This window comes from Pontibacter harenae (genome assembly GCF_020907245.1).
GTDB classification, from domain to species: domain Bacteria; phylum Bacteroidota; class Bacteroidia; order Cytophagales; family Hymenobacteraceae; genus Pontibacter; species Pontibacter harenae.
Genome location: NZ_JAJJWH010000014.1, coordinates 75,937 through 87,575, shown reverse-complemented (window position 1 = coordinate 87,575; position 11,639 = coordinate 75,937). Strand labels below are relative to the sequence as shown.

Here is an 11,639-nt window from a genome sequence, read left to right as displayed (position 1 = left end):
TTGTAGCTATTTATAATTACGCCGTTGTTGTGTGTTCTCACCAACAACTTAAAAAGCTGAAGCTATGTAATCTTTAAACAGATGAGAAGATTGCTATAGCTTAAGACAAAAAGCAAGAATTCAGCTTAAAACTACAGTACCGTTATCACATTACCACATTAAATCATCAGCACATTAAACCACTAGCACATTAACATTAGCAACATGAAACTTTGGCAGAAAGAGACGCAGGTAGCAGCAGAAATAGAACGTTTTACAGTAGGCAAAGATCGGGAACTGGACCTGGAGCTGGCGCCTTTCGACATTCTGGGCTCGCTGGCGCATACCCGCATGCTAGCCGAAGTAGGGCTGCTGGAGCAGGACGATCTGCAGGCTGTGCAGCAAGAGCTAAAGCAACTGTACAAAGAAGTAGCTGGAGGTAATTTTACCATAGAAGATGGAGTAGAGGATGTGCACTCGCAGGTGGAACTGCTGCTGACGCAACGCATAGGTGATGCTGGTAAGAAGATTCACAGCGGCCGTTCCCGCAACGACCAGGTGTTGGTAGATCTGAAACTTTTCATGCGGCACCAACTGCGTGGGCTAGTGGAACAGGTGGAAGCGTTGTTTCATACGCTACAATCACTTAGCGAAAAGCATAAAGACAAGCTGCTACCTGGCTACACGCATTTGCAGGTAGCGATGCCGTCTTCTTTTGGTTTATGGTTCGGTGCCTATGCCGAAAGTCTGGTAGATGACCTGCTACTGGTGCAGGCAGCATACCGCATCAGCAACAAAAACCCGCTTGGTTCGGCGGCTGGTTATGGTTCTTCTTTCCCGCTCAACCGCCAGATGACAACTGATCTGCTTGGTTTCGAAAGCCTGAATTATAATGTGGTGTATGCGCAGATGGGGCGCGGCAAAACAGAACGTACCGTTGCAACAGCTATTGCTGCGGTGGCCGCCACGGTTGCCCGTATGGCGATGGATCTGTGCCTATACATGAGTCAAAACTTTGCCTTTGTGACATTGCCAGAAGAACTGACTACAGGCTCTAGCATTATGCCACACAAAAAGAACCCTGATGTATTTGAGCTAATGCGCGGTAAGTCCAATCGCCTGCAATCTTTGCCGAACGAGGTGGCGCTGCTGATGGCAAATCTGCCTTCTGGCTATCACCGTGAAATGCAGCTGCTGAAAGAGAGCCTTTTTCCTGCCTTTGCGGAGCTACAAAACTGCCTGCAAATGGCGAACTATATGCTGCCGAACCTGCTCATCCGTGACAATATAATGCAGGACGAGAATTATAAATATGCTTTTAGTGTGGAGGTAGTGAACAATGAAGTGCTTAAAGGAGTTCCTTTCCGTGATGCCTACAAAAACATTGGAGCAGCTATTGCCGAAGGTACTTTCGAAGCACCTGCTACAGTACAGCATACACACGAGGGAAGTATAGGCAACCTATGCAACCAAGAGATTCAGGAGCAGATGCAGCGAGTATTGCAAGGGTTTGATTTTATAAAAGTAGATGAAGCTGTAGCTAATCTGTTGATTTGATCTAGCGGAAAGCTTCCGATAAATAGCACTAACAATCCCGTAAATTTTGCTTGAACAAAGTCTTTGATTTGAAGTTTTATAACCCAAACCACCTATTTATAGTAATGTTACTTATATATGCTTTGGCTTATTATATTATATTAATCTCAAATTAAATTTTTCGTTCAATTATAAATCTAAACAACTATGAGAATCAAAAGTGTACTTAATTTAGCACTAGTATTTGTTTTTGCTCAGCTGCTTTTTGCTTGTAACTCAGCAAAATATTATGACTTTGGCGCCACTAAGGGCGGAGCTTATGGAAATGTAAAGAAGAAGCCAGCACCAGTGGCTCCAGCCAAAGAATTAAATTTGGCTGAAATAGCACTAGCTGCATCAGCGCTAGAAGCTGAAGAAAATACGGCTGAACCTGTATTAGAAGCCAAAGTAACTGAGGCTTCAGAGTTAGTTGTTGCACCAGCACCAGCACCTAAAGTTGCTAAAATAACAACGCCAGCGAACACAGAAACAAACAAGTTAACTGAGGCCGAGGCTATGGCAATGGCAAAAGAGAGAATTGCCTCCATGACTAAAGCCGAGAAAAAGGAACTGAAGAAAGAGGTTAGAAAAGCTTTCCGTCAGTCATCAACTACTACTTCTATTGTAGAAATCATACTGGCTATTATTCTTCCTCCATTAGCAGTATTCCTGCACGATGGCATTGGAACCTCGTTTTGGATTAACATTATTCTGACATTGCTATTCTTCCTGCCAGGTATTATACATGCCTTGTTAGTAGTAACAGATACAATTTAGGTTTAGCACTACGCTAAAGCAATAAACCACAAAAGCACCGTGTAAGCGGTGCTTTTGTGGTTTTAAATAAATGCGTAAAGGCTTTATAGAGTTGATTTTGTTAAGTATGTTCTCTCATTGGGAATAATGAAATAATAAATTGGCTGGTCGTACCCACGACAGGTGTCGTTAAAAAGATAAGGAGATTATAATATCTGGTAGCGTAGAAAAAGTACAGCGAGAATGGATTACAAGGACTACTATAGCACATTAGGCGTTGAGAAAACTGCTTCTCAGGACGAAATAAAGAAAGCCTATAGGGCTCTGGCAAAGAAATATCATCCTGATAAAAACAAGGGCAATAGCGCCACTGAAGATCGTTTTAAAGACATCAGCGAGGCCTACGATGTGTTGGGCGATGAAGAAAAACGTAAACAGTATGACCAATTAGGCAGCAACTGGAGACAATTTCAGAATGGTGGCTATTCTACCGGCCAAGGCTACAGGGGTGGCAGAGATTTTAGCGATGAAGGAGATGAAGGTTTCGGTGGCGGATTTTCTGACTTCTTTCAGCAGTTTTTTGGAGGTGGCGGTTTCGGAGGTCATCGTGGTGGAGGACCTAGAACTGCCAAAGGTCAGGATTATGAGGCTCATGTGGAGTTAACACTTCAGGAGGCCTATACGGGCACAGTTAGATTGATAGGCTTAAAGAATCAGCAGCTGCGGATAACGATAAAACCTGGAGTTGCGGATGGGCAGGTGTTGCGTATTCCTGGTAAAGGGGCACCTGCTGTAGGGGCTGGTGTAGCAGGCGATCTTTATGTTAACATAAAAGTGAAGGAGCATGCACAGTTTAAAAGAAACGGTGATGACCTACATAGGGATTTAGACTTAAATTTATACACAGCTATACTGGGAGGTTCTGCGTTTGTTCCTACTATGGATGGCCAGCTAAAATTAAACATTCCTGAATACTCACAGAACGGTAAAGTGCTTCGGCTACGAGGAAAAGGCATGCCAGTATATGGCAAACCTAACCAGTTCGGCGATTTATACGTGAAAACTAACGTTCTTTTACCGACAAATCTTTCTGCGCAAGAAAAAGGTTTATTTCAACAGCTACAAAAGTTACAGCAAAGTAAAAATACCTAAATCATTAACCTTATTTTATCAAACTAAGCTTCAGATGTACCTGACGAGGCAGTTTCTACAGGTAAGCTCATATATGCTGGTTGAATAAAGTCCAGCCACCCGAATTGCTGGCACAGGCGCTGCATGTTCTCTGATAACTTTGCTTTTATAGAAAGTGGCGCACCCGAAACTGGATGTTTAAATTGCGTTTCAGCAGAATGCAACAGCATAAAAGGACTTTCAAGTTCTTCTAAAAACATTTTGTTGTGTCGCCAGTCTCCGTGCCTTTTATCGCCGATGATGTAGTGCCTGATATGTGCAAAATGCTTCCTAATCTGGTGCATACGCCCTGTTTCCGGTTTCACTTGAACCAGGGAGTAACGAGCAGTATTGTATCTACCAACAGCTATGGGTAGTTCTATCGTTGCCAAACGTTCGTAATGCGTTACGGCGTCTTGTGGTGTTTTATGTTTATGATCTTTATCTGGTTTGATAGGATTGTCTATTGTTTCCTTTTCTGGTGTGTAACCTCTGGCTATTGCAAGGTATTTTTTCTCAACAAGCCTATTTTCGAAAGATGCAACTAAGAGTTTTGCTGCCTCTGCATTTTTTCCAAGTATGAGTACTCCAGAAGTGCCTCTGTCGAGCCTATGAATTGGATAAAGGCGATACCCAAGCTGATCTCGTAGCATCTGAAGCGCAAATTCTTTCTTTTCTTCTGCAATGCGTGTGCGATGCACCAGCAAACCGTTTGGCTTGTTGACAGCCACGTAATGATCATCTTCAAAAACTATTTCCAGCACCTTTACTATTAATTAATTTTGGAGCAAAGATACATGCTAATTTGCTACGGCTATAGTCTCACTACTGAAAAGCTACAGCTGTAGTTAAGTCTCTTGATTTTATCAATGCAACTTTGATTGAGTTAAACGTATATTTGCCACATAAACCCGAATGTAAAGGTAGTAGAGATGGCAATTTCAATTGATAACCTCAGGCGAGGGAAAAAGTACAGGTTGCGAAATTATGGCGAAGAAATAGAGTTTCAGGTAATAGATATGCCTGAAGAAGGAAATTACCGAATAAAGGATTTACTAACTTTAGAAGTTTATCAGTTACAGGACTTTATCAAGTACGGCAAAGGCAAAGATTACGATTTAGAGGAGCTAGATTAGTCTGAAGCTATGACCTCACTTTCTGCTTACTTTTCCTTTTAGCTCCCAATGGCTTTTTAGAATATCGTTGCTGTCAGGTTTTCTCACAATTCTGCGCACGTATCGTTCTCCCAAAATAGCACCGTCTTGCTGCCTTTTACCTATAAATAGAGTGATGGGCTCTCCATGTTCGTTTGTAACAAAGGTAATATCCTTGCCAGAATATGTGTCATCTATAGTTGCTTTGGGTGGGTAAGTCTTGCTAAGTTTTGTTTCTAGCTTTGCTTGTAGTGCCATAAATACCGCTTCTCTTATTAATAGTGCTTTTACGTACATGAAAGAGGCAGCGGTTATACATTTTCAATTTTGCTTCAGCCATTCGCGAATTACTTTAGAATTTTGACATCATATTGCAGCAAGAATGTAATAGTATTATTCTTCAACCGTTTACTTCGTAAGCGTAAACACAAGAATTTGTGCTGCGTATAACCCTCAAATCCTAAATGCTTATGCAGTTACAGAATAATCATTACTTCGTATACATATTAAATGGACAGTCTCGGAACGAGTTGGAGATTGGCACTGCAGATAACCTGGAAAAGCGGGTAAAAGATACGAATGCCACTTTGGAGACAAACCAGTTGATTCAGGATTATAAGCTTGTTTATTACGAGCACTATAATGTGCAGGAGATGGCCCTTGCCCGGGAGCGGCAAATAAAAGATGGAGCTATTGATAATACTTACCAGTTGATAGAATCTATGAACCCAAACTGGCTTGATTTGAGCGATTTGCTAGAAGAATAATAAGAACGAAAAACATTAATAGAAACAAAAGAGGCGGTGCTTATACATCGCCTCTTTTGTTTCTATTGTCTATTACATATGCCCAAAGCTAATTTATTCTTTTGCTCCTTTATGTTGGTTATGCTCCTTGAATTAATTTCAACTTTCTACCTTTGTCATTTCTGAACACAGTAGGATGCTTTTATTGTTATGCATTCTTTAAACCCATTTAATGCAACAAGAAGCATCTATAAAACAGCAGGAGACGAAGCGCCTACAGCTATTCATAGTACTGGTAGGCGCGATGCTGCTTATTACGAAGTTTATAGCATTTTTTGTAACGAACTCCAATACCATCCTGACCGATGCATTGGAGTCCATCATAAATGTAGTGGCTGGTTTATTCTCCCTTTACAGTATTATTGTATCAGCACGTCCTAAAGACTTAAACCATCCGTACGGGCATGGCAAAATTGAATTTTTGGCTGCCACTTTCGAGGGATCGTTGATCATTTTTGCTGGAGGAGCAATAGTTTTGAAGTCTATATACAATCTCATTAATCCAGTACCGCTTCAGCAGCTTGATTTAGGTATGGTGTTAGTTGCTATTTCAGGTGTCATAAACTATGGAGTTGGTATCGTTACAGAAAAGCGTGGACGGCAAAATAACTCTATTGTATTAGTGGCAGGAGGGAAGCATCTAAAATCTGACGCTTACTCAACAGCAGGTATAGTTGTAGGTCTGTTTTTGATTTACGTTACAGGTTTAATTTGGCTCGATAGTGTGGTGGCAATTATATTCGGTATCGTTATTGCCACAACAGGTTTGCGCATTGTAAGGTCTTCTTTAGCTGGCATCATGGATGAAGCTGATTATGAACTGCTGCGCCGAATTGTTGATGTGCTAAATGATAATAGAAGAGATAACTGGATAGATATACATAACCTACGAGTGATCAAGTATGGCTCCACACTCCACATCGACTGCCACCTGACGGTGCCCTGGTACCTTAATGTATTAGAGGCTCATGATGAAGTGGTTGCAGTAGGAAAACTTATTCGAGAAAAGATAGACCCCAGTATAGAGTTTTTTATTCATACAGATCCTTGCATAGCACCATCTTGCAGCATCTGTAGTAATGCAAACTGCGACCACCGCTTGCACCCATTTCAGCAAAAGATAAAGTGGGATTTCGATAAAGTAATCACAGACCAAAAACATAGTCTGCATTAGCAGGTTATTTATCAGACACCTAAATTTTAAAGAAGATGGTTAAACTTATTTATACTTTTTTACCGCTCTTTATGCTGTTTTCAGCATGTAGCGAGGCACATACCACAAGTGCGCAAACGCATGCTGATGGAGAAACAAATACAACCACTTTAGCTATAACAGATACTGCTGGACTTGCAAAAGCTACGTTTGCAGGAGGATGCTTTTGGTGTACTGAAGCGTTTTTCGAGCGGCTTCAGGGAGTGGAACAAGTAGTTTCAGGCTATGCAGGTGGCAACAAGCCTAACCCTACTTATCAAGAGGTTAGTTCTGGAAATACAGGCTATGCGGAGTGTGTGCAGATTTATTACGATCCAAACAAAATTTCTTACCAAGACCTGCTAGAGGTGTTTTTTGCGACGCATGACCCAACTCAGTTAAACAGGCAAGGACCTGATGTAGGGGAGCAGTACCGTTCTGTTGTTTTTTATCACAATCAGGAGCAAAAGCAGCAGGCACAGCAGTATGTAAAGAGCTTAGAAGAGGCTAGTGCTTTCCTGAAACAGATTGTGACCAAGGTAGAACCAGTTAAAAACTTTGCGGCAGCTGAAGAATATCATCAGGACTTTTATGAGCAGAACCCTGGTAACAGATACATGCAGCAGGTTGCGGAGCCAAAAATGAAAAAGTTTGAAGAGAAGTTTAAAGAGAAGCTGAAAAATTAGCTTTAAACCTCATTAATTGGATGTAAATCGATTAGCTATTGTCAAGCCTCAAGATGTTTGTTTGTAGATTTCGTTTCATCTTGTTGAAGGGATTATAGCTCTAAATTCCGCTATAGGTTATCAATTTTGCGCATCTGCACGTATGTTAGGGCAATGTACAACTCTAAAATTTAAAACTATGGAATTTATAATAAACTTGCTGGTAACTGCAGGAGTGATTTTGCTACTGGCTTATTTAATGCCAAGTGTTCATGTAAAAAGCTTTTGGACAGCTCTATGGGTGGCTTTTCTTACCGCTATTTTTACAGCAACTATTGGCTGGCTATTAGGAGGTATACTTAACTTGGTAACATTCTTTCTTTTAGAAGCTATTGTAGGCTTAATTGTGACGGCCCTAATGCTGAAGCTGGTAGATGCGCTTGTTGGAAACTTTAAACTTGATGGTTTTTTGCCTGCTATCATAATAGCGATTGCCGTAGCTGTGGCTCTTGCCATAGTAAGTTGGGCAAGAGGAGATAACGAAGGAGAAGTATCTCAGCTGCAGCCACAACCGCAACAAACTGAGCTTTTGCTTTCGCAAAAATAAATTATGAGAAAAAGTTGTAGATAAAAGGCCTGTGCAATTTTTGCACAGGCCTTTTGCATAGTTAGACTTAGGCTTAAAAAATTGCTGTGATTATCGCACAGCCAATTGCTGCTGTTCCTCCTCTGTAAAAAGGCGTGAATATATGATAAACCTTTTTCCGAGCGGTATCTCTAACGAGAAACTGGAACCTCGTCCTGCTGTTACATCCATAATCAGTTGCGTGTGTTTCCAATACTCAAATTGGTCGCGGCTCATGTAGAATTCGCAACCATGCACTTCTCCAAGCAGAGCTTGGTTGGGAGCCGTCGCAGCAACCACCGCTTTGGTGAAACATCAGCGGCCCATGCTTTTCCCGAAGCACATCAATTACTTCTTTGGCAGCATCTGTTATCAGTACTCGTTCAATTTTCTGCATATAAAAAAAGCAGCCTCTACGCCAAAGGCACAGAGGCATGCACTATAATTTGTTAAAAGAAGCCGAGTTTACGCTTGTCGTAAGAGATCAGCATATTTTTGGTTTGGCGGTAGTGGTTCAACATCATCTTATGAGTTTCGCGGCCAAATCCTTACTTTTTGTAACCTCCGAATGGAGCATGGGCTGGGTAAGCGTGGTAGCAGTTCACCCACACACGACCAGCCTGTATGGCACGTGGCAGCTGGTACATTTCATGGGCATCCCGTGTCCAAAGTCCTGCACCCAAGCCGTATAGAGTGTCATTCGCAATTTCTATGGCCTCTTCTGTGGTTTTAAAAGTAGCAACAGAAGTTACAGGGCCAAAGATTTCTTCCTGGAACACACGCATTTTGTTGTTTCCCTTAAAGATGGTTGGCTTTACATAGTAACCGTTTTGAGTCCGCTGTTTAAGTTTGCCGGTCCGCCACCTACTAGCACTTCAGCACCTTCCTGCCTGCCAATATCCATGTAAGAGAGAATCTTTTCAAACTGGTCGTTTGAGGCCTGAGCACCCATCATGGTGTCTTCGGCAAGTGGGTGGCCCATTTTAATGGCTTTTGTACGCTCTACTACACGCTCCAATAAACGATCCGCCACGCTCTCATGCACTAGTATTCTAGAAGGACAGGTACAAACTTCGCCTTGGTTCAGGGCAAACATCACAGCACCCTCTATACATTTGTCAAAGAACTCATCGTCGGCATCCGCTATACTAGGCATAAAGATGTTCGGTGATTTTCCGCCTAACTCCATGGTTACAGGAATCAGGTTTTCAGATGCGTACTGCATAATCAGGCGACCTGTGGTGGTTTCACCTGTAAAGGCAACTTTTGCTACGCGAGGAGAGGAGGCGAGGGGCTTACCAGCCTCAGGACCAAAGCCTGTTACAATGTTTAGTACACCAGCTGGCAACAGGTCCTGGATCAGCTCCATCAATACCATAATGCTTGTTGGTGTTTGCTCTGCTGGTTTCATCACCACTGTGCAACCAGCTGCCAGCGCAGGTGCCGTTTTCCAGGTTGCCATTAGTAGCGGGAAGTTCCAAGGTATAATTTGGCCAACTACGCCTATAGGCTCTTGTAAGTTTATGCTGACGGTAAACGCTTTTTAATTTAGTAGAAAACAGATCCGCTTATACGCTGGAGAACTGTGAGCTGAATGTGTTTGAGACACGTCAGGCCGCCACTAATGTAAGCCTGTCGTTCAACGATTGGGTACTAACCAGCATGCTTCGGGGTAAGAAAGTGATGCATCTTTTTGATAAACCTGGTTTTAATTACTTGCCAGGTGAGTCTGTTATAGTGCCGCCCAATGAGTTGATGAGAATAGACTTCCCTGAGGCTGAAGAACAAAACCCTACACAGTGTATTGCGCTGGCCATTTCTGAAGAGCATATTCGCACCACCATCAATCTGCTAAATGAGCGGCATACTAAAATAGAGTCTGGTGACAATTGGCAAATTGATGAAAAATTCTTTCACCTTGCAAACAAAAAAGAAATTGGTGTGACACCAAGAGCATTTCAGAAGGGTAGTGGGAGATAGAATTTTAAAGCCTAGTTGTTCTTTTATTTCTGTTTTTTTTTCTGCACTGTTGTAATGAACGAATTTTTCGTGCCGTGGTAAATACTTTATGAAAGTTTAGTAATGTAACTCAGCACCAAATATATTTTTAAACTACAGCAGAATTAACCTAATTTAAAATGAGCTTTTCATGTGCTTTTAAATTATTATGAACCATAATCTGAGTTTATCTAATAAACAATTTTCTCTTATTATAGCTGTACCAGGTGACATCTAAACATTCAAAGCCTAAACTTCTGAAGTCCTTTTTGTATCCATTCTTCAAAAAATTTAGAAGGATTTATAGCCTGTCAGTTCAACAAACTCGTTGTTGTGATTTTAGCCATCTTAAATCTCTAGTGCAGTAATGCGATCAGATCATACTCCTTTCACCTGTCGTTAAATAAACTTCTATTTAACATAAAGTATATTATTAGTGACACTTATTATAGATCATTATGATCGTATATTATAAGTCTTATAATATATATTATGTTAAGTAATGTTAAAATAAACAAGAAAGGGAAGCAATTACTCTTCCCTTTCTTGTTTATTTTCTATGCTATTTATTAGCTTAGTTTCCCATTTGCTTGCTGATACGATCGGCATCAGCTTTACGACCTAAGCGTGTATAGATCTTAAACAGGTTTTGCATGGTATTGTAGTCGTCTGAACGAATCTCCAAAGCCTTCTCGAAATATGGCAAAGATGCTTCGTAATGCTTCTTTGCTTGAGCTTCTAAAGCTTTGCCCTGCTTCTGGAAAGTCGCATTGTCCATTTTAGCAGCTTTGTTGTTAATTTCAGCGCCTTTGTTGTACTCAATAACAGCAAGGTTATAATAAGCATCGTAATTTGTAGGTTCAATAGTAAGTACCTGCTTGTAATTTTCCATAGCAGCATCTATTTTACCTTTCTTTTCATTCAAATTACCTAAAACAAAGTATAAACTAGCGTTCTCAGGAGTAGCTTTAATAGCATTCTCTAGTTTTGCATATACTTCATCTTCCTTGCCAGCATTGATCAAATAGTTGATTTCCTGCAGCATTAACGGAACACTAGTCGGGAAAGCTTTCAAGCCAGCTTGTACAGTTTTGTAAATCTCATCCTTACTCTTGCCTTGCTCTTGCTGCACATTTATCATATCTGTATAAATGCTTTCCTTCTGTTGGCCTTTATCCAAAAGATTTTGGTAGTAACCTAGCGCTCTATCATAATCACCGCTTTGGTATGCAATGATGGCAGCATTCTGGGTTCCTAACGTATCCGCAGGATTTAACTTTGCAGTTAAATCAAAATATCTTAGCGCTTCTTCTTTATTTTCGTTGTTATAAGCCTGTATACCTTGGTTGAAAGTATAGATAGATAGATCAGCTAATTTCTGAGGGACCTGCTTAGCATACTCGCTATCGGCTCCACCTAATTCCACTGCTTTTTCGTAAGAGCTAATAACTTTCTGATGGGCATCAGCCGCAACAGTTTTACCATAGATTGGGTGTCCTAGCATGTCCTGAAGGATAGCTCCTCTGGTAAACCAAGTTTTAGGATCATCCTTGGTCTTTTTATGCTCAGTTGCCTTTTCAATTTCTGTTTGTGCTTTATCAAGCGTACCGCTCTTCTGGTAGTTGATAGCCATGTTAACTGCAGACTTTTGTGCTGAAGCAACTTGTATAGATGCAACAGTTAGCGCTACTAAAAGTATTTTCTTCATACTTATATTAG

At 41.1% G+C, this 11,639-nt stretch carries 12 protein-coding genes and 2 pseudogenes; 9 read left to right on the top strand and 5 right to left on the bottom strand.

Annotated features, from left to right (window positions below; genetic code table 11):
* Positions 1–204: 204 nt before the first annotated feature.
* The 3 genes from argH to LN893_RS09540 all read left to right on the top strand — a co-directional run bounded on the left by argH (position 205) and on the right by LN893_RS09540 (position 3,462).
* Positions 205–1,536, top strand: a complete 1,332-nt coding sequence (gene argH, locus LN893_RS09550; protein ID WP_229969587.1) for an argininosuccinate lyase — start codon at positions 205–207, stop codon at positions 1,534–1,536.
* Positions 1,537–1,722: 186 nt separating this feature from the next.
* Positions 1,723–2,331: a YqaE/Pmp3 family membrane protein gene (locus LN893_RS20940; protein WP_439651191.1), complete on the top strand. Its 609-nt coding sequence runs from the start codon at positions 1,723–1,725 to the stop codon at positions 2,329–2,331.
* 222 nt (positions 2,332–2,553) lie between these two features.
* On the top strand, positions 2,554–3,462 hold the full coding sequence (locus tag LN893_RS09540) for a DnaJ C-terminal domain-containing protein (RefSeq protein WP_229969586.1): 909 nt from the start codon (positions 2,554–2,556) through the stop codon (positions 3,460–3,462).
* Positions 3,463–3,485: 23 nt separating this feature from the next.
* Here LN893_RS09540 and LN893_RS09535 read toward each other — a convergent pair whose 3' ends face one another.
* Positions 3,486–4,244, bottom strand: a complete 759-nt coding sequence (locus LN893_RS09535) for a pseudouridine synthase (protein WP_229969585.1) — start codon at positions 4,242–4,244, stop codon at positions 3,486–3,488.
* A 168-nt stretch (positions 4,245–4,412) separates the two neighbouring features.
* On the opposite strand from LN893_RS09535, the gene LN893_RS09530 reads away from it, so the two are divergent.
* The gene (locus LN893_RS09530) at positions 4,413–4,616 is read left to right on the top strand and encodes a hypothetical protein (RefSeq protein ID WP_229969584.1); all 204 of its coding nucleotides are present in this window, start codon (positions 4,413–4,415) and stop codon (positions 4,614–4,616) included.
* A 15-nt stretch (positions 4,617–4,631) separates the two neighbouring features.
* On the opposite strand, the gene LN893_RS09525 is transcribed toward LN893_RS09530, so the two are convergent.
* The gene (locus LN893_RS09525) at positions 4,632–4,892 is read right to left on the bottom strand and encodes a hypothetical protein (protein ID WP_229969583.1); all 261 of its coding nucleotides are present in this window, start codon (positions 4,890–4,892) and stop codon (positions 4,632–4,634) included.
* Positions 4,893–5,104: 212 nt separating this feature from the next.
* On the opposite strand from LN893_RS09525, the gene LN893_RS09520 reads away from it, so the two are divergent.
* From LN893_RS09520 to LN893_RS09505, 4 genes are all read left to right on the top strand, one after another.
* Positions 5,105–5,401, top strand: coding sequence for a GIY-YIG nuclease family protein (locus LN893_RS09520; RefSeq protein WP_229969582.1), 297 nt, complete (start codon positions 5,105–5,107; stop codon positions 5,399–5,401).
* A gap of 211 nt (positions 5,402–5,612) precedes the next feature.
* Complete coding sequence (locus LN893_RS09515; protein ID WP_229969581.1) at positions 5,613–6,614, top strand: cation diffusion facilitator family transporter; 1,002 nt, start codon at positions 5,613–5,615, stop codon at positions 6,612–6,614.
* A 71-nt stretch (positions 6,615–6,685) separates the two neighbouring features.
* Positions 6,686–7,318, top strand: a complete 633-nt coding sequence (msrA, locus tag LN893_RS09510) for a peptide-methionine (S)-S-oxide reductase MsrA (RefSeq protein WP_229969580.1) — start codon at positions 6,686–6,688, stop codon at positions 7,316–7,318.
* Between the two features lie 178 nt (positions 7,319–7,496).
* A complete protein-coding gene (locus LN893_RS09505; RefSeq protein ID WP_229969579.1) occupies positions 7,497–7,904 on the top strand; it encodes a phage holin family protein in 408 nt (135 codons plus the stop codon).
* Between the two features lie 90 nt (positions 7,905–7,994).
* On the opposite strand, the pseudogene LN893_RS09500 reads toward LN893_RS09505, so the two are convergent.
* Positions 7,995–8,319, bottom strand: a pseudogene (locus tag LN893_RS09500) (DUF779 domain-containing protein).
* A 52-nt stretch (positions 8,320–8,371) separates the two neighbouring features.
* A pseudogene (locus tag LN893_RS09495) lies at positions 8,372–9,456 on the bottom strand (aldehyde dehydrogenase family protein); the annotation flags it as partial.
* Between the two features lie 62 nt (positions 9,457–9,518).
* Here LN893_RS09495 and LN893_RS09490 point away from each other — a divergent pair.
* Positions 9,519–9,902 (top strand): AraC family transcriptional regulator N-terminal domain-containing protein, encoded by a 384-nt coding sequence (locus tag LN893_RS09490; protein ID WP_439651190.1) that lies wholly within the window; start codon positions 9,519–9,521, stop codon positions 9,900–9,902.
* A 592-nt stretch (positions 9,903–10,494) separates the two neighbouring features.
* Here the strand turns inward: LN893_RS09490 and LN893_RS09485 are convergent.
* Complete coding sequence (locus tag LN893_RS09485; RefSeq protein ID WP_229969578.1) at positions 10,495–11,628, bottom strand: tetratricopeptide repeat protein; 1,134 nt, start codon at positions 11,626–11,628, stop codon at positions 10,495–10,497.
* Between the last annotated feature and the right edge of the window lie 11 nt (positions 11,629–11,639).